The following is a 17,422-nucleotide window of genomic DNA, read 5'->3' as shown; positions in this document are numbered from 1 at the left end:
CACCTCGACGGCTCGGACCACCGCAGCCGTCTGCCGAGGCGAGGGAGCGGAGCCCGACCCGCCGACCCCGGATCGAGGAGCGTCCGCGCGGCCCGACGACCCGGCTCCGCCCCAGGCAGCGGTGTCCGGGCCCGTTCCGGGGAACCGTCCACCCTCGCGAACGCCTGTGACCCCACTCCCAGCATCCGGGCACCCTGTGGCCTACGTCCGGACAGCATGGCACCCTGGTGCTCATGTCCGCGCTCATCCTGCGTCTCGTGGTGCGTCGCCACGTGGACCTGCACCGGGTGAACAGCGCGCTCTGTCGGCGGTAGATCGTCCCGCCCCTGCCATCCCCCGGCCGGGCCGACGGCTCCCTCCCGAACGTCGTCGTTCCGCCTTTAGAGCTTCAGGAGCTCCCACCACCATGCCCACTCCCGCGCCCACGGACACCCCTGCCAAGCGCAAGCGCGGCGAAGGCCAGTGGAAGCTCGGCCACCGCGAGCCGCTCACGCCGAACGAGCGCACCAAGCGCGACGACGACGGGCTGAACGTCCGGGCGCGGATCGAGAACATCTACGCCAAGCGCGGCTTCGACTCGATCGACCCCGGCGACCTGCGCGGCCGGTTCCGCTGGTGGGGCCTCTACACCCAGCGCAAGCCCGGGATCGACGGCGGCCGCACGGCCACCCTCGAGCCCGAGGAGCTGGACGACCGCTACTTCATGCTCCGCGTCCGCTCGGACGGCGGGGCGCTGACCACCGAGCAGCTGCGGGTGCTGGGCGAGGTCAGCAAGCGCTACGCGCGCAACACCGCGGACATCACCGACCGGCAGAACATCCAGTACCACTGGATCCAGGTCGAGGACATGCCTGCGATCTGGGAGGCCATCGAGGGCGTCGGCCTGCTGACCACGGAGGCCTGCGGCGACACCCCGCGCGTCATCCTCGGCTCGCCCGTGGCGGGCATCGCCGCGAACCACCCGATCGACCCCGAGCCCGCGATCCGCACGATCCTGGACCGCTACATCGGCTCCAAGGAGTTCTCGAACCTCCCGCGGAAGTTCAAGAGCGCCATCTCCTGGGAGCAGGACGTCGCGCACGAGATCAACGACATCTCGTTCGTCGGCGTCGAGCACCCCGAGCACGGCCCCGGCTTCGACCTCTGGGTCGGCGGCGGCCTGTCCACCAACCCGAAGATCGCGCAGCGGCTCGGCGCCTGGGTGCCGCTGGACGAGATCCCCGAGGTGTGGGCCGGTGTCTGCGGCCTGTTCCGGGACTACGGCTACCGCAGGCTGCGCCACCGCGCGCGGATCAAGTTCCTGATCGCGGACTGGGGCCCCGAGGAGTTCCGCCGGGTGCTGGAGACCGAGTACCTCGGCCGCGCCCTGGTCGACGGGCCCGCCCCGGCCACGCCCGAGCGCCCGATCGACCACGTGGGCGTCCACAAGCAGAAGGACGGACTGAACTACGTCGGGCTCGCCCCCGCGTCCGGCCGCGTCTCGGGGGACACCCTGGTCGCGCTGGCCAAGGCCGCCGAGTCCGCGGGCTCCCGACGGGTGCGGCTCACCGCCCAGCAGAAGGTCGTCGTCCTCGACGTCCCGGACGCCGCCGTCGAGGCCCTCACCGCCGAGGCGGACGCGCTCGGCCTGCAGGCCAACCCGTCGCCGTGGCGCCGCGCGACCATGGCCTGCACCGGCATCGAGTTCTGCAAGCTCGCCATCGTGGAGACCAAGGAGCGGGCGATCCGCCTGGTCAGCGACCTGGAGGAGCGCCTCGCGGACGTCCAGGGGGACATCGACACCCCGGTCTCCATCCACCTCAACGGTTGCCCGAACTCGTGCGCGCGTACGCAGGTCGCGGACATCGGGCTCAAGGGCATGATCGTCCAGGATGCGGAGAAGAACTCGGTCGAGGGCTTCCAGGTCCATCTGGGTGGCGGGTTGGGCCTCGACGCCGGGTTCGGCCGCAAGCTGCGCGGGCTGAAGGTCACGAGCACGGAGCTCGGCGAGTACGTCGAGCGGGTGGTGCGGAACTACGTCGCCCAGCGCGAGCAGGGCGAGCGGTTCGCGCAGTGGGTGCTCCGGGCCGACGAGGCGGACCTGAAGTGAGCCGCGTGGTCCCCTACCACTGCCCGTACTGCGGCGAGGAAGATCTCTCCCCCGCCGAGCGTTCCGAGAAGGTGCCGGGAGCCGCCTGGTGGTGCGCCTGCTGTCTGCGCACGTTCGTGGTGACCTTCGTCGGCATCGGGGTCCCGGAAGGAGCCGAGTCATGAGCATCGCGCTGGAGACCGACCTGCGTGCCGTCGCCGAGCGGGGCGCGGACCTGCTGGGCCCGGCGGCCACCGCCGAGGAGGTGCTCGCCTGGGCGGCGGAGACCTTCGGGGACCGGCTGATCGTCGCGTCGAACATGCAGGACGCGGTGCTCGTCGACCTGGCCGCGAAGGCCCGCCCCGGCGTCGAGATCCTGTTCCTGGAGACCGGCTACCACTTCGCCGAGACCATCGGCACGCGGGACGCGGTCGAGCAGGTCTACGACGTGCGGATCCACAACGCGCAGGCCGCGCAGAGCGTCGCCGAGCAGGACGCCGCCGAGGGCAAGGACCTCTGGGCCCGCGACCCGAACCGCTGCTGTGCGCTGCGGAAGGTCGCGCCGCTGCAGGACACCCTCGCGAAGTACGACGCCTGGGTCACCGGCGTCCGCCGGGTCGAGGCGCCCACCCGCGCGACCACCCCGCTCGTCACCTACGACGACAAGTTCGGGCTGGTCAAGATCAACCCGATCGCCGCGTGGAGCGACGAGGACATGGAGCAGTACATCGCCGACCACGGGATCCTGGTGAACCCGCTGGTCGGGGCGGGGTACCCGAGCATCGGCTGCGCCCCCTGCACCGCCAAGCCCCTCCCCGGGGCGGACCCGCGCAGCGGCCGCTGGGCGGGCACGTCGAAGATCGAATGTGGGCTGCACCCCTCATGACCCTGGCTCTGGATGCCCTCGACGCGCTCGAGAGCGAGTCGATCCACATCTTCCGTGAGGTCGCCGGCGAGTTCGACCGCCCGGTGATCCTGTTCTCCGGCGGCAAGGACTCCACGCTGCTGGTGCACCTGGCCGTCAAGGCGTTCGCCCCGGCGCCGGTGCCGTTCCCGCTGTTGCACGTGGACACCGGGCACAACTTCGACGAGGTCATCGACTTCCGGGACTCGATCGTCTCGCGGCTCGGGCTCCGCCTCGAGGTCGCGAAGGTGCAGGACTACCTGGACGACGGCAGGCTGGTCGAGCGCGCGGACGGCACCCGCAACCCGCTGCAGACCCAGCCCCTGCTGGACGCCATCGTCGAGAACAGGTACGACGCCGTGTTCGGCGGCGGTCGCCGGGACGAGGAGCGGGCCAGGGCCAAGGAGCGGATCATGTCGCTCCGGGACGCCTTCGGCCGCTGGGACCCGCGCAAGCAGCGGCCCGAGCTGTGGGATCTCTACAACGGACGGCACGCGCCGGGTGAGCACGTCCGCGTGTTCCCGATCTCGAACTGGACCGAGCTGGACGTCTGGCGCTACATCCAGCGCGAGCAGATCGAGCTGCCGTCGATCTACTACGCGCACCGCCGCGAGGTCTACCTGCGAGACGGCATGTGGCTCGCCGAGGGCCCGTGGGGCGGGCCGCGCGCGACCGAGCGGCTCGAGAACCTCTCGGTCCGCTACCGCACCGTCGGCGACGGGTCCTGCACCGGCGCCGTCGAGAGCACCGCCACCACCCTCGACGAGATCATCGCCGAGGTGACCGCCTCCCGGCTGACCGAGCGCGGCGCCACCCGCGCCGACGACCGCCTCTCCGAGGCCGCCATGGAGGACCGCAAGCGCGAGGGGTACTTCTAGAGATGAGCTCTCCTACTCCACGCCGCGACCTTCTCCGCTTCGCGACCGCGGGCTCGGTGGACGACGGCAAGTCCACCCTGGTCGGGCGCCTGCTCTACGACACCAAGTCCGTGTTGGCGGACCAGATCGAGGCCGTGCAGCGCGCCTCGGTCGACAAGGGACTGTCCACTCCGGACCTGTCTCTGCTGGTGGACGGCCTGCGCGCCGAGCGCGAGCAGGGCATCACGATCGACGTCGCCTACCGCTACTTCTCCACCCCGACCCGCGAGTTCGTGCTCGCGGATACCCCCGGGCACGTGCAGTACACCCGCAACACGGTGACCGGCGCGTCCACCGCGGAGCTCGCCGTGCTGTTGGTGGACGCGCGCAACGGCGTCGTCGAGCAGACCCGGCGGCACGCCACGGTGCTGGCGCTGCTCCGGGTGCCGCGGCTCGTGCTGGCGATCAACAAGATCGACCTGGTGGAGTACGACGAGGGCCTGCTGCGCGCGATCGAGAAGGACTTCGCGGGCCTGGCCCGGTCCCTCGGGTTCGCGGACGACGCCGTGCAGACGATCCCGCTGTCGGCGCTGGTCGGGGACAACGTCGTCGACCGCTCCGAGCGCACCCCCTGGTACGACGGCCCGACGCTGCTCGGGCACCTGGAGTCGGTCCCGGTCGTCGGGCCGGAGGTCGCGGCGCCGTTCCGGATGCCGGTGCAGTACGTGATCCGGCCCAGGACGGACGACCTCCACGACTACCGGGGCTACGCGGGCCGGGTCGCCTCCGGCTCGGTCTCCCCCGGGGACGCCGTCACGGTCCTGCCCGAGGGCCTCTCGACGACCGTCACGCACGTGGACACCGCCGACGGTCCCCTGGAGTCCGCCGCGGCGGGGCGGTCGATCACGATCCGGCTCGCGGACGACATCGACCTCTCCCGCGGGGACATGCTCGTCGCGGCGGGCACGGAGCCGCGGGTGACCTCGGAGATCGAGGCCACGCTGTGCTGGCTCGGCGACAAGCCGCTGCGGCCCCACGCCCGCCTGCTGCTCAAGCACGGCACCCGCACCACCCAGGTCATGGTGGGCGCACCGGAGTCCAGGGTGGACACCGAGACGCTGACCGAGGTCGACACGGACACGTTGGCGCTCAACGACATCGGCCGAGTCACGCTGCGCACCGCGGACCCCCTCCCGGTGGACGACTACGCGGACATCCGCGCCACCGGCAGCTTCCTGCTCATCGACCCGCCGAGCGGCAACACCCTGGCCGCGGGCCTGGTGGGCAACCCCCTGTCGGTGATCACCCGCACATGACCCCCGACCTCCCGCGAGTCCCCCACTCCCGACGCCCGGGTCCCCCGCTCCGGACACCCGTGTCGGACATCCGGGGGCGCGGGACGAGGCCCGTGCTGGTGCCCGTCGCGCACGGGAGTCGGGACCCGCGGTCGGCGGCGACCGTGCGGGCGCTGGTGGACGAGGTGCGCGCCCAGGCTCCGGGGCTGGACGTCCGGCCCGCCTTCCTCGACTTCGACGCCCCGTCCCTCGGCGAGGTGCTCGACGGGCTCGACGGACCCGCCGTCGTCGTCCCGCTGCTGCTCGGCTCGGCCTACCACGCCCGCGTGGACATCCCCGCCGTCGTCGCGGCCGCGGGACCGGCGCACCCGGTGCGGGTCGCGGACGTGCTGGGCCCGGACCCCCGGCTGCTCGCCGTCGCGCGCGAGCGGCTGGCGGCACTCGGCGGCGAGCCCCGGGGGATCGTGCTCGCAGGCACCGGTTCCGGGCATGCGGCCGCGAACGCCGTCGTGCACCGGCTGGCCGGGGACCTGGGTGCGGTCGCCGCCTTCGCGACGACCGCGCCCCGCGTGCCCGAGGCGATCGCGGCCCTGCAGGCGCGCGGAGCCGAGCGGATCGCCGTCGCCTCCTGGTTCCTCGCCCCCGGCAGGCTGCTGGACCGGGTGCACGAGCAGGCGGGCGGCGTGCCGGTGGCCGAGGCGCTCGGTGCCCATCCCGCCGTCGCCGAGGTCGTCCTGGCCCGCTTCGCCGCCGCCACCCGACCCCTCCTCGCCGCGGCGGGCTGATCGGGCTGACCCGCCGCCGGAGGAGAGTCCGGACGCATCGGGCGAGGTCGGGGGATACGTCCGGACATTTCTCGGGTCACGGACGTCCGGTGGAGCCACCTGGACGGGCCACGCACCATGGACGGCGGGAGCGCCGCGCATCCCCGCTGGGGGGCGTCGTGCCGGACCTGGAGCTGTTCCGGCCGTCCCGGCGCGGTCACGCGTTCGACGAGCTCTGTCGCTGAGCCCGGTCGCCCCGCCCCGCCGGTCGTCCGTCCGGAGAACACTCATGCGCACCCTGATCGTCTTCGCCCTCGTGGGCTTCGGCGCCCAGCTCGTCGACGGCGCCCTCGGCATGGCCTACGGCGTCACGTCCACCTCGCTGTTGCCGGTCGCGGGGGTGAACCCGGCGACGGCCGGCGCCTCGGTGCACCTCGCCGAGGTCGGCACCACGCTCGCCGCGGGTCGCGACCGCCCGCACGTCACCGCACGGCGCGGCGCTCCTCTCCCCGCTCGATCTCGTCGGCGGCTTCGTCGACGCCTCGGGTGGCGGGGGCTGGGGGTCGAGCACCTCGATGCCGAGCCCGACCAGGAGTTCCTGGTGGCGCCGCCCGCGAGTGCCGGGTCAGCGCCGGCGTGGCGATCTACGTCGTGATCGTCGCCCGGGTGGGTCGCGGCCGTGGCGACGGTCGCGGGACCGTTCCGGCCGAATCGGCGTCGGAGCGGGCGGTGGAGAAGGAGGTGGTGGAGCAGGAGGAGCAGGCCCGCGCCTGATGATTCTCCGTGCATTCAGCGCTGTGCCGGCAGCGCTGGAGGCACGGAACCAACGATCATGCAGCCCTGAGAGCACGGAACGTGCGATCCCGGGCCCCGCTCAGAGCACGAAACGTGCGCTCAGGCGGCGGCGGTCGCGGCGCCGGGTAGGGAGCGGAGGACCGCGCGGGCCACGGCGTCGTTGTAGCGCAGGCTCTGCGCGTTCATGCCGGGGCGGGTGAAGGCGCCCGCCACCTTGACGGTGGTGTGCGGGCCCACGGCGAAGCGGTGCTCCTGCGGGCGCCCGGCGGCGTCCAGGATCGCGCCGTCCGCGGGCCGGACCCGCAGGAGCCCGGTCCGGCGCAGCTCCACCCCGTCCGCGGACACGAGGATCTGCTCGCTCGCCTCCCCGGCGGCCAGCAGCCCGGCCAGCAGCGGGTCGGCGGTGCGGTCGAGGCTGGGATCGGCGAGCCGGGCGTCGATCAGCACGGTGGAGCGGACCGGCTCGCCCCCGGCGACCGCCGTGCTCGTGGCACGGAACCCGTCCCCGTCCAGCGTGACGGCCATGCCCGGGCCCGTGAACCGCAGGAACCCGGCCTCGGACAGGGCCAGGATCTGCTCCACCCGGAAGCCGGGCGGGCCACTGGCCACCGAGTTGAAGAAGCTCTGCCAGCGCGGGAGGTCCCGCGCCGCGGACTCGGCCGTGAGGTCGCCCTGCACCCGCATGACCTCGCCGTAGACGGTGAGCATCGCGGTGAACGCACCCAGGTGCGGGGTGTGCCGCTCGTCCCGGTGCTGGCGCAGGTCCTCCGCGATCCGCTCCCGGACGAGCGGCTGCAGCTCCTCCAGCGTGTCCGCGGCCAGTCCCTCGAACGGCCGGTCCAGGCGGTCGAAGTCGATGCGGTCCAGCGGGTCGGGCACCGCCGACGCGAGCAGCGCCTCCATCTCGGGGGTGCCCCACTCGAGCTCCGCGTACCGCGCCAGGAAGTCCTCCCACGAGAGGGCGACCAGCGACGGGTGCCCGCCGAAGAGCTCGTGGTACCAGCCGAACGCGATCTCCTTGTCCATCAGCGGGCCGAGGTCGCGGGCCAGGTCGAGCGGGCGCGGCAGGGCGTCGGTGGCCTCGGGGGTGAGGAACCGGGGCGTCGGCGGCCTGCCCGCGCGCAGCCGGTACTCCGGCTTGGCGTGGTAGGGCGCCCCGCGCGGCGAGCCCGCGACCAGGCGCGGCTCCCGCCCGGACGGGATGTACTGCCCGTCCACGAACCGCCCGCCGCGGCCTTCGAACAGCAGCACCACGAGATCGACGAACGCCAGCCCGAGCCCCCGCGCGAGCACCGTCTCCCCCGGTTCGACGATCGACAGGTCCGTGTCCGTGGTCTGCTCCGGCGCGATGTACCGCAGCCCGCGTTCCCGCGCCGCCGCGAGCAGGTCCAGCTCGGCGGGCGCCGGGGTGGCGTCCAGGTGGCCGGAGGCGAGCACCACCGCATCGACGACGAGCGACGGCTCACCCTCCAGCGCCACGACCTGCCGTCCGGCCCGCTTGGTCAGCCCGGTGGCCCGGGTGGCGTGCACGTGCACCCGCAGCCCCGGGGGCAGGTCCGCGACCACCGAGTCCAGCACCCCGCCCAGGTAGCGGCTCTGCAGCCGGCGGCTGGGAAAGGTCGAGGGCGTGACCGCCCGCAGCTCTGCGACCAGGTCCGCGGGCCACCCGGACACGTCCGGCCCGGCCTGCGCCCACTCCCAGAACGACGGTCCGGGCACGATCGGCCCGTCGCACACCACCGAGGCGTCCGTCCACATCGTGACGTCCGCGGCCATGGAGTTCATCGCGAGCAGCGGCGACTGCGCGTCCCGCCAGATCCGCCCGGCTCCCGCCGGGTACGGGTCGACCAGGTGCACGTCCAGCTCGCCGGGGTACAGCTCCCGCACGCTCGCGGAGATCCGTTCCAGGATCCCGACCCCGCGCGGTCCGGCGCCGACGATCGCGATGGCGGCCACAGCAGTCCTCTCTCCGGTGGATGGTCGACGGGGAGAGCGGGGCTACAGCGCGGCGGCGGTGCGGCACAGGTCGACGTGGCGGCGCAGCGCCGGCCATGTCGAGCGTGCCTTGTCCATCACCCGACGGTAGCGCCGAGCACCCCCTCCCGCATTCCCGGTGCGGCGCCGGTCACTGCCGTGTTCCGGCCTGTGAGCGGCTCGGGTGCCCGGTTGACCGCGGGGCCGCGCAGTGCTGGTCTGGGGCCATGACGCCGTTGGTCTCCCGTCGGCACATCGACCTCGGCCGCACCGCCTCGGCCCTCTAGTCGCCTGCCGTCCGCACTCCACCGACGTCAGGAGACCACCATGCCCGTCGAGTTCCTCGGCATCGGAGCCACGAACGACGGCACGGAGACCCGTGCCCGCTCCGGTCCCGCCTTCGATCCCGAGTTCACCCTCGCGCTGGCCCGCGCGCACGAGGCGAGTGGCTGGGACCGGGTGCTCACCGCCTACTCCTCCGGCAGCCCGGACCCGGCGCAGGCCGCGGCCTACATCGCCGACCACACGGACACCCTGCAGCTGCTGCTCGCGCACCGGCCGAACGTCTCGTACCCGACCTTCACCGCCAAGACCGTCGCGACGCTGGACGCGCTGTCCGGCGGCCGCCTCACCCTGCACGTGATCACCGGCGGGAACGACCACGAGCAGCAGCGCGAGGGCGACACCCTGCCCAAGGACCGCCGCTACGACCGCACCCGCGAGGCGATCCGGATCCTCAAGCGGGCGTGGACCGAGACCGAGCCGTGGGACTTCCACGGCGAGCACTACGACTTCTCCGACTTCGTCCTGGACGTCCGGCCCGCGCAGCAGCCGCGGCCGAAGATCTCCTTCGGCGGCTCGTCCACCGCCGCGTACAAGGTCGGCGCCGAGGAGGCGGACATCTACGCGCTCTGGGGCGAGCCGCTGGCGGGCACCGCCGAGCAGATCGCCACGATCACCCGGCTCGCCGAGGAGGCCGGGCGTCCCGCGCCCACCTTCCAGGTCGCGTTCCGCCCCATCCTGGGGCGCACCGAGCAGGAGGCCTGGGAGAAGGCGTACGCGACCGTCGCGCGGATCCGTGAGCGCACCGCGGGCGGGCGGCAGCTCACCCGCAGGCACTCCCTGACCAGCCCGGAGAACGCGGGCTCTCAGCGGCTGCTCGCGATCGAGGGCGAGCGCCACGACCGGGCCCTGTGGACGGTCACCGCCCGGGCCACCGGCGGCGCAGGGAACTCCACCGCGCTCGTCGGCACCCCGGAGACGGTCGCGGCGGCGTTGCTGGACTACTACGACCTCGGCGTGCGGATCCTGTCCGCACGGGGCTACGACCTCCTGGAGGACGCGACGGAGTTCGGTGAGCAGGTCATCCCGCTCGTCCGCCAGGAGGTCGCGCGCCGCGACGCCGCCGCCGCCTGAGCCCATGACGCACGAACGGCACTCTCGTGCGGACCTACCGCACGAGAGTGCCGTTCGTGCGCAGGCGGCGGAGCGGTCTCAGAAGCCCGCGACGGCCGGGACGACCTCCCGGCCGACCTCGCGGATCGGCTCGATCTCGGACACGTTCGGCATCAGGCCGTGGTACTCCTGGACGCCGAGCTTCGCGAGCTCCTCCAGGTGCGCGACCAGCTCCTTCGGGTCGCTGCCGTAGCCGCGGCCCATCACGGTCTTCTCGATCTCGGCGTAGTCGCGGCCGAGGTCGTCGCAGTGCCTGCGCAGCACGTCCAGCTTGTGCGGCAGATCCGGGCCGTCGAACAGGTTGCAGGCGTCCGCGTACTGGGCGACCATCCGCAGCGTCTTCTTCTCCCCCGCGCCGCCGATCAGGATCGGCGGGTGCGGGCGGCGCAGCGACTGCGGCACGTTCATCGTCCGCTCGAGCCGGTAGTGCGTGCCCGTGTACGGACCGTCCTCGTCGCTCCACATCTGCAGACAGATCTGCAGCGTCTCCTCCAGCCGCTCGAAGCGCTCCTTCGTCGACGGGAAGAACAGGCCCAACCCGCGGGACTCCTCCTCGTTCCACGCCGCGCCGATGCCGAGCATGGCCCGACCCTTCGACAGCACGTCCAGCGTGGTCACCATCTTGGCCAGCAGGCCGGGGTCGCGGTAGCTGACCGCGGTCACCCACGCCAGCAGCTCGACGCGCTCGGTGCGCGCCGCCAGGTACCCCAGCGTCGTGTACGCCTCCAGCATGTCGTTCTCGATCGGGCCCACCGGGCCGATCTGGAACACGTGGTCCATCACGCTGACCCGTGCGAAGCCCGACTCCTCGGCCGCGACGGCGATCCTGGTGAGGTCGTCGGCGAGGCCGGTCGGGCCGCTCGGGTACGTGAAGTCCGCGATGTGCAGGCCGAGTTCCACCGTGCGCTCCTCGTTCGTCGGAGTAATCGGAATGTCCTCCGTTTACGACCCTACTCCTGCGCGGGGTACCCACGCCCGGCATAGGTGTCGGCGCCACCGAGATGGGGTGGTGCACCCGACGAGCCGACCCCCTCCCCACTCCTAGCGTCCTCTACGTGCACGACACACGCATTCCACGGAGAACCGACCAGGAGAACGAGATGACCACTACGACGACCACCACCGAGGCGGACCGGGCCCTCAAGGCGGCGCACCGCGCGACCTGGGCGCTCGGCGACTACCCGTCCGTCGCCATCGACCTGATCGCGGAGCTGGGACCGGTGCTGGTCGCCACGGCCGGGGTCCGGGCGGGCGAGACGGTGCTCGACGTCGCCGCCGGAGCCGGGAACGTCGCCGTTCCCGCCGCCCTGACCGGCGCCCGGGTGACGGCCTCGGACCTCACCCCCGAGCTGTTCGTCGCCGGCCGCGCCTTCGCCGACCGGCACGGCGCGACGGTGGAGTTCGAGGAGGGCGACGCCGAGGACCTGCCCTACGCCGACGGGTCCTTCGACCGCGTCCTGTCCTGCGTGGGCGTGATGTTCGCGCCGCACCACCGGCGGGCGGCGGACGAGCTGGTCCGGGTGTGCCGCCCGGGCGGCACGGTCGGCGTCCTCAACTGGGCCGTCGACGGCTTCGTCGGCGAGATGTTCCGGGCCATGAAGCCCTACGTGCCCGCGCCGCCGCCCGGCGTGCAGCCCGCCGCGCTCTGGGGGGACGTGGAGTACGTGCGGTCGCTGCTCGGCGACCGGGTGACCGACGTCGGGGTCACCCGGGCGTCGGTGCTGATCGACCGGTTCGCCACGCCGCAGGCCTGGCTCGACCACTGGAAGACGGTCTACGGACCGACCGTCGCGGCCTACCGCGGCATCGCCGACGACCCCGACCGGGTGGCCGCCCTCGACCGCGCGCTGCTGGCCGTCGCGGGCCGGTTCGACCGAGGCACCGGGTCCACGGTGCTGGAGTGGGAGTACGTGGTCGTCACCGCGTGTGTGCGGGAGTGAGCACGGTGGTGAGTACGGTCCTGCAGCCGGTGCTGATCGCCGTCCTCGTCGTGATCGAGGTCGCGGTCTGGCAGGTGCGGGTCGCGATGGCGACCCGCGGGAACAAGCGGGTGGCGGCGGCCCTCGGCGCCGTGAACGCCGTGATCTCGGTGGTCGCGCTGGGCCAGGTGGTCACCCACCTGGACCGGCCCGCGAACGTCGTCGGCTACGCCCTCGGGGTGGCCGCGGGGGTCTACCTGGGCGTGGTGGTCGACGGGAGGTTCACCCGGCGGCCCGCGAGGCGGTCGTGACGCCCAGCCGCACCGCGGCGGCCGCCGCCTCGGCCCGCGTGTGCACCTCGAGCTTGGCCAGGATCGCCGACACGTGGTGGTCGGCGGTCCTGGGCGAGATCACCAGTCGGGTCGCGATGTCCGCGTTGGTCAGGCCGTCCACGAGCAGGGCCAGCACGTCCAGCTGCCGGGCGGTCAGCCCGGCCGGGTTCGCCCTCGTCGCGGGCTGGCGGCCGCGCGGGATGCCGCTGACGCCCGCCTCCCGCAGCCGGGCCCGGACGAGGTCGGCGACGGCCTTGGCGCCCAGCTCGTCCACCGCGGCCAGCGCCGCGAGCAGGTCCTCGCCCGATCCGCTGTCCCACAGGGCGAGCGCCCGCTCGTACGGCAGCACCGACGGCGGCTCCGCAGGACCCGGTTCGCCGGTCAGCCTGCGCGTCCACACCGCGAGCCCGGGAGCCTCGGCGAACGGCGGACGGTCCAACCGCGGATCGGGGGTCCGGGTGATCCAGGCGTTCTCGGCCAGCGCTGCCGCGGCGGGCCCCACCACACCCGGGGTGTCCAGCTTGGACGCCAGTCGCCACAGCTCGTCCAGGTACGGGTTGTGCCGCGGCGCCTCGCGGCGGGCCAGCAGCAGCCCGAGCACCAGGTTCGGCCACAGCTGGCTCAGCGGCAGGTCGCCGGAACGCAGGACGGTGCGGGCGTCCCGCTCGGCCTCCGCCCACCGGCCCTGCAGCAGCCGCAGCCGGGCCCGCACGCCGCGCTGCCAGGCCGAACAGATCGGGGTGTCCCGGTCCTCGCTGACCTCCAGCGCCCGCGCCACCGACACCTCGGCCTCGGCGAAACGGCCCTGTGCCACGTCGAAGGCGCACAGGTTGCTCATCGGGGTGGTCGTCAGGTCGTCGTCGCGGTGCCGCAGGCCCGCCTCGGCCGCGGCGAGCAGGTCCTCCCGGCCCGCCACCTCGCCGTTCGCCAGCCGGGTCACCCCGCGCCCCAGGCGGGCGGCGCCGCGCAGCACCGCGGCCCCGCGGGAGTCGTCGAGCTCGTCCGCGATCCGGGTCGCCGCCTCGACGGACCGCTGCGCCTCGTCCACGTCGCCGCGCTGGGCCGCCAGGAACGCGTGGTGCGCGAGCGTCATGCCCAAGGCCCACCGGTCCCCGGCGGCCGCGAGGATCTCGAGTGCGGCCTCGTCGTGCCGCTCGGCGGCGGCCCGATCGGCGGAGTACCAGGCGTAGTTCGACAGCGCGGAGTGTCCGGACCCGACGGCGACGGCGTCGTCCAGCCCCCGGCGCAGCTCCAGGGCCCGCTCCCGGGCCCCGATCGCGGAGCCCAGCCGGTCGGTCAGGTAGTACTCGTCCGCGACCGCCTCCAGCAGGCCCGCCCGGGTGGCCGGGTCCTCCGCCACGCGCAGCGCCGTCTCGAAGAACGAGACCGACTCCCGGTGGGCGCCGGAGCGTGAGGCCTCGACCGCCGCCGCGGACGCGTACCGCAGGATCCGCGCGGTGTCCCCCGCCGCCGCGGCGTGGTGGGCGAGGACGCTGAGGTCGGCGTCGACCGCTTCCAGTGCCGTGGTCATCGCGGCGTGCAGGGCGGGCTCGCTGCCCGGCGCCGCCGCCTCCAGGACCGCCGAGCGGGCGATCTCGTGTCGGAACACCACGCCGTGCCCTCGGCGGTCGACCAGGCCGGTCGCGCAGAGCACCCCGACCGTCGTCGGGGTCATGTCCAACGCGGCCAGCAGCTCGCGCCCGACGGGCTCCGGCGTGCAGGACAGCAGCTCCAGGCAGTGCCGCGCGAACGGGGCCAGCCCCGCGATACGGGCGAGCACCGCGTCCCGGACGCTGCCGGGCAGCGGGGAGTCCGGCTGCGCCGCGATCTGGCTGACGAAGAACGGGTTGCCCGCGGTCCGCCGGTGCACCTCGGCGGCATCCCGCTCGTCCCGGTCGAGGAGCGCGGCGACCGCCTCGACGCTCAGCGGCGCGAGCGACACCCGGCCCGCCCCCGCCGACGCCACCAGGTCGCCGAGCACCGGGACCAGCGGGTTGTCCGGCGGGAGCGGCTCGCGGAAGGACAGCACGAGCAGCAGCGGCAGCGCCTCGATCCGCCGGGCCAGGAACCGCACCAGGTCCAGGGTGGCCTCGTCCGCCCAGTGCAGGTCCTCGACCACGAACACGCGCGGCCTCCCCCGCAGCGCATCGACGACCGTCGCGAAGACCTCGTGCTGGTCGGCGCCCGCGCGCAGCAGCTCGGGCACGCCCCCGCCGAGCGCGCGCGCCACGTCCCGCAGTGGGCCGAGCGGGCGCGGGGTGCTGAGCGGGTCGCACATCCCCCACAGCGAGCCCGCCGCGGACCGGGTGCGCTCGACCAGCTCCCGGAGCAGGACGGTCTTGCCGATGCCCGCCTCACCCGTCACCAGCACGACGGACCCGCACCCGCGCACGGCCGACCGGGCGTGGGTCTCCAGCAGGTCGAGCGCATGCTCGCGTTCCCTGAGCAGCACGGGTTCTCCTCCTACGCCGTGGACGGTGCGTCGAGCAGGCGGGCCGCGGCGGCCGCCTCGGCCCGGGAGTGCACGCCGAGCTTGGCCAGGATCGCCGAGACGTGGTGGTCGGCGGTCCGCGGTGAGATCACCAGCCGGGCGGCGATCTCGGCGTTGGTGAGCCCGTCCGCGAGCAGGGCCAGGACGTCCAGCTGCCGGGCGGTGAGCCCCGCGGGGTTGGCCCGGGTCGTGGGTTGCATCCCGCGCGGGATGCGGGTGACCCCCACCTCCCGCAGCCGCGCCCGGACGAGGTCGACGACGGCCCGGGCGCCCAGCTCGTCGAGCACCGGCAGCGCCGCCAGCAGGTCCTCGGTCGATCCGGCGTCCCACAGCGCCAGCGCGCGCTCGTACGGCCTTTCGGGCGGCGCGGGCCGCGGCTCGGCGGTCCCGTCGAGCCGGCTCAGCCAGTGCCGCAGCTCGTCCGTCATGACCTCGCGTCCCGGGTACTCCCGGGTGAACAGGTCGGTGACCAGCGGGTCCTCCAGGCGGGGGTCCGGGGTCCGCGTGATCCAGACGTTCTCGGCGAGCGCGGCCGCGGCGGGTGCCACCGTGCCCGGGACGTCCAGCCCGCCTGCCAGCCGCCACATCTCGTCCAGGTGCGGGTTGGCGGGCGGGGCCTCGCGGCGCGCGAGGAGCAGCCCGAGCACGAGGTGCGGCCAGACCCGGCTCAGCGGCAGCTCGCTGGTCTCCAGGACGGTGCGGGCGTCCCGCTCGGCCTCGGTCCACCGGCCCTGCAGGAACCGCAGCCGCGCCCGCACGCCGATCTGCAGGGCGGTGCAGATGGGGGTGTCCCGGACCTCGCTGATCTCCAGGGCCCGGGCGATGGTCACCTCGGCGTCGGCGAACCTGCCCTGGGCCACGTCCAGCATGCAGAGGTTGCTCATCGGCATGGTGGCCAGCATGTCCATCCGGTGCCGGACGCCGACCTCGCTCGCCGCGATCAGGTCGGTGCGCGCCGCGGTGTCCCCGGCGCTGAGCCGCGCCACGGCGACCCCGATCGCGGCCGTGCTGTGCAGGAGCACGGGATCGTCGAGGCCGTCGGCGATCCGGGCCACCTGGTCCGCGGCCCGCCAGGCCTCGCCCGGGTCCCCGGACTGGGCCGCCAGCAGGGCGTGGTAGGCGATGGCGAGACCGAGGGTCCGGTGGTCGTCGGTCTCGAGCAGGATCTCGATCGCCGCCCTGTCGTGGGCCTCGGAGGTGGCCCGGTCCGCGGCGTACCAGGCGAAACGCGAGATGGCGGAGTGCGCGGCACCCACCGCGGCCCGCTCGCCGAGCCCCCTGCGCAGCTCCAGGGCCTGCTCGCGGGTCGCGATGGCCGCGGGCAGCCGGTCGGTGAGGTAGAGCTCGTCCGAGTAGGCCTCGAGCAGCGGCGCGCGGGTCGCCGGGTCCTGGGCCGCGCCCAGCGCGGACTCGTAGAAGGCCACGGACTCGCGGTGCGCGCCCGCGCGCGAGGCCTGGACCGCCGCCTCGGACGCGTAGCGCAGGATCCGCTCGGCGTCCCCCGCCGCGACGGCGTGGTGGGCCAGCACGCTCGGCTCGCAGCCGACCGTCTCCAGGGCGGAGATCATGGCGGCGTGCAGCTCCGGCGCCGTCCCCGGCGCGACCGCCCCGAGTACGGCGGACCGCGCGATCTCGTGCCGGAAGGCCACCCCGTGCCCGACGGGGTCGACCAGGCCGGTCGCGCACAGCACCCCCGTCGTCGTGGGGGTCACGTCGAGGGCGGCCAGCAGCGCCCGCCCCATCGGCTCCGGGCTGCAGGACAGCAGCTCCAGGCTGCGCCGGGCGGACGGCGCCAGCCCCGCGATCCGGGACAGCACGGCGTCCCGCACGCTCCCGGGCAGCGGGGAGTCCGGCTGCGCCACGATCTGGCTGACGAAGAACGGGTTGCCCGCCGTGCGGCGGTGCACCTCGGCCGCGTCGACCCCGTGCCCGGCCAGGATCTTCCCGACCGCCGCGGGACTCAGCGGCGCCAGCGGCACCCGCCGCGCCCCCGGGGCGGACACCAGGTCGCCGAGCACCGGGACCAGCGGATGCTCGGCGGGCAGCGGCTCGCGAAAGGACAGCACCAACAGCAGCGGCAGCCCGTCGATCCGCCGGGCCAGGAACCGGACCATGTCCAACGTGGCCTCGTCCGCCCAGTGCAGGTCCTCGACGACGAACACCCGAGGCGTGGCGCGCAGCGCGTCCAGCACCGCCCCGAACACCTCGTGCTGGTCGGCCGGACCGCGCATGAGCCCGGGCAGGTCCGCGCCGAGCGTCCCGGCGACGTCGCGGAGCGGGCCGAGGGGCCGCGGAGTGCTCAGCGGGTCGCACATCCCCCAGAGGACGGCCGCCTCGGGCAGCTCGGCGCGCGCCCGCTCGGCCACGGCCCGGAGCAGCACCGTCTTGCCGATGCCCGCCTCGCCCGTCACCAGGGCGACCGACCCCCGCCCACGGACCGCCGCCCGGGCGTGGTCGACGAGCCCGTCGAGGGCGTCGTCTCGCTCCATGAGCAGCACGAAGGCGAGTGTCGCATCGACCAGGCGGCTCGCATTCGGCCGAACGGAGGGCTTTGCCGGCATCCTCGGG

General features: G+C 74.1%; 15 protein-coding genes. 11 read left to right on the top strand and 4 right to left on the bottom strand.

All coding sequences use genetic code 11. The annotated features are described in order from the left end of the window. Positions 1–406 precede the first annotated feature (406 nt). From ABD993_RS36010 to ABD993_RS35975, 8 genes are all read left to right on the top strand, one after another. On the top strand, positions 407–2,089 hold the full coding sequence (locus tag ABD993_RS36010; RefSeq protein WP_345428789.1) for a nitrite/sulfite reductase: 1,683 nt from the start codon (positions 407–409) through the stop codon (positions 2,087–2,089). Next, on the top strand, positions 2,086–2,253 hold the full coding sequence (locus ABD993_RS36005) for an Insertion element protein (RefSeq protein WP_345428787.1): 168 nt from the start codon (positions 2,086–2,088) through the stop codon (positions 2,251–2,253). The genes ABD993_RS36010 and ABD993_RS36005 overlap by 4 nt, the downstream gene beginning before the upstream one ends. Beyond that, complete coding sequence (locus ABD993_RS36000; RefSeq protein ID WP_345428785.1) at positions 2,250–2,954, top strand: phosphoadenylyl-sulfate reductase; 705 nt, start codon at positions 2,250–2,252, stop codon at positions 2,952–2,954. The genes ABD993_RS36005 and ABD993_RS36000 overlap by 4 nt, the downstream gene beginning before the upstream one ends. Beyond that, positions 2,951–3,850 carry a sulfate adenylyltransferase subunit CysD gene (cysD, locus tag ABD993_RS35995; RefSeq protein ID WP_345428783.1) on the top strand — a complete coding sequence of 300 codons (900 nt, stop codon included), beginning with the start codon at positions 2,951–2,953 and terminating at the stop codon, positions 3,848–3,850. Before ABD993_RS36000 ends, cysD begins: the two co-directional genes overlap by 4 nt. A gap of 2 nt (positions 3,851–3,852) precedes the next feature. Continuing rightward, positions 3,853–5,145 (top strand): sulfate adenylyltransferase subunit 1, encoded by a 1,293-nt coding sequence (locus ABD993_RS35990; RefSeq protein ID WP_345428781.1) that lies wholly within the window; start codon positions 3,853–3,855, stop codon positions 5,143–5,145. Between the two features lie 92 nt (positions 5,146–5,237). Further along, positions 5,238–5,909, top strand: coding sequence for a sirohydrochlorin chelatase (locus ABD993_RS35985; RefSeq protein WP_345428779.1), 672 nt, complete (start codon positions 5,238–5,240; stop codon positions 5,907–5,909). 268 nt (positions 5,910–6,177) lie between these two features. Further along, complete coding sequence (locus ABD993_RS35980) at positions 6,178–6,543, top strand: hypothetical protein (protein WP_345428777.1); 366 nt, start codon at positions 6,178–6,180, stop codon at positions 6,541–6,543. Next, positions 6,525–6,662 carry a hypothetical protein gene (locus tag ABD993_RS35975; protein ID WP_345428775.1) on the top strand — a complete coding sequence of 46 codons (138 nt, stop codon included), beginning with the start codon at positions 6,525–6,527 and terminating at the stop codon, positions 6,660–6,662. Before ABD993_RS35980 ends, ABD993_RS35975 begins: the two co-directional genes overlap by 19 nt. A gap of 120 nt (positions 6,663–6,782) precedes the next feature. On the opposite strand, the gene ABD993_RS35970 is transcribed toward ABD993_RS35975, so the two are convergent. Then, positions 6,783–8,639 carry an FAD/NAD(P)-binding protein gene (locus ABD993_RS35970; RefSeq protein ID WP_345428773.1) on the bottom strand — a complete coding sequence of 619 codons (1,857 nt, stop codon included), beginning with the start codon at positions 8,637–8,639 and terminating at the stop codon, positions 6,783–6,785. A 345-nt stretch (positions 8,640–8,984) separates the two neighbouring features. On the opposite strand from ABD993_RS35970, the gene ABD993_RS35965 reads away from it, so the two are divergent. Continuing rightward, positions 8,985–10,073 carry an LLM class flavin-dependent oxidoreductase gene (locus ABD993_RS35965; protein ID WP_345428771.1) on the top strand — a complete coding sequence of 363 codons (1,089 nt, stop codon included), beginning with the start codon at positions 8,985–8,987 and terminating at the stop codon, positions 10,071–10,073. A 78-nt stretch (positions 10,074–10,151) separates the two neighbouring features. Here the strand turns inward: ABD993_RS35965 and ABD993_RS35960 are convergent, their stop codons facing one another. Then, positions 10,152–11,012, bottom strand: a complete 861-nt coding sequence (locus ABD993_RS35960) for an LLM class F420-dependent oxidoreductase (protein ID WP_345428769.1) — start codon at positions 11,010–11,012, stop codon at positions 10,152–10,154. Between the two features lie 200 nt (positions 11,013–11,212). On the opposite strand from ABD993_RS35960, the gene ABD993_RS35955 reads away from it, so the two are divergent. Both ABD993_RS35955 and ABD993_RS35950 read left to right on the top strand, forming a co-directional pair. Next, on the top strand, positions 11,213–12,052 hold the full coding sequence (locus ABD993_RS35955; protein WP_345428767.1) for a class I SAM-dependent methyltransferase: 840 nt from the start codon (positions 11,213–11,215) through the stop codon (positions 12,050–12,052). An 8-nt stretch (positions 12,053–12,060) separates the two neighbouring features. Continuing rightward, the gene (locus ABD993_RS35950; RefSeq protein WP_345428765.1) at positions 12,061–12,342 is read left to right on the top strand and encodes a DUF5698 domain-containing protein; all 282 of its coding nucleotides are present in this window, start codon (positions 12,061–12,063) and stop codon (positions 12,340–12,342) included. Here ABD993_RS35950 and ABD993_RS35945 read toward each other — a convergent pair. Together ABD993_RS35945 and ABD993_RS35940 are read right to left on the bottom strand one after the other, a co-directional pair. Then, positions 12,314–14,815 carry an ATP-binding protein gene (locus ABD993_RS35945; RefSeq protein ID WP_345428763.1) on the bottom strand — a complete coding sequence of 834 codons (2,502 nt, stop codon included), beginning with the start codon at positions 14,813–14,815 and terminating at the stop codon, positions 12,314–12,316. The two genes, ABD993_RS35950 and ABD993_RS35945, sit on opposite strands and share 29 nt — an antisense overlap. 11 nt (positions 14,816–14,826) lie before the next feature. Continuing rightward, positions 14,827–17,343, bottom strand: a complete 2,517-nt coding sequence (locus ABD993_RS35940; RefSeq protein ID WP_345428909.1) for an ATP-binding protein — start codon at positions 17,341–17,343, stop codon at positions 14,827–14,829. Between the last annotated feature and the right edge of the window lie 79 nt (positions 17,344–17,422).

The organism is Pseudonocardia xishanensis (assembly GCF_039541715.1).
Taxonomy (GTDB): domain Bacteria; phylum Actinomycetota; class Actinomycetes; order Mycobacteriales; family Pseudonocardiaceae; genus Pseudonocardia; species Pseudonocardia xishanensis.
The sequence above is the reverse complement of the archived record's forward strand: the minus strand, read 5'-3'. Positions and strand labels throughout refer to the sequence as shown.

Coding starts and splice junctions, on each gene's coding strand:
- ABD993_RS36010 (WP_345428789.1), top strand. CDS start 407: ATGCCCACTCCCGCGCCCACGGACACCCCTGCCAAGCGCAAGCGCGGC.
- ABD993_RS36000 (WP_345428785.1), top strand. CDS start 2,250: ATGAGCATCGCGCTGGAGACCGACCTGCGTGCCGTCGCCGAGCGGGGC.
- cysD (WP_345428783.1), top strand. CDS start 2,951: ATGACCCTGGCTCTGGATGCCCTCGACGCGCTCGAGAGCGAGTCGATC.
- ABD993_RS35990 (WP_345428781.1), top strand. CDS start 3,853: ATGAGCTCTCCTACTCCACGCCGCGACCTTCTCCGCTTCGCGACCGCG.
- ABD993_RS35980 (WP_345428777.1), top strand. CDS start 6,178: ATGCGCACCCTGATCGTCTTCGCCCTCGTGGGCTTCGGCGCCCAGCTC.
- ABD993_RS35965 (WP_345428771.1), top strand. CDS start 8,985: ATGCCCGTCGAGTTCCTCGGCATCGGAGCCACGAACGACGGCACGGAG.
- ABD993_RS35955 (WP_345428767.1), top strand. CDS start 11,213: ATGACCACTACGACGACCACCACCGAGGCGGACCGGGCCCTCAAGGCG.
- ABD993_RS35940 (WP_345428909.1), bottom strand. CDS start 17,343: ATGGAGCGAGACGACGCCCTCGACGGGCTCGTCGACCACGCCCGGGCG.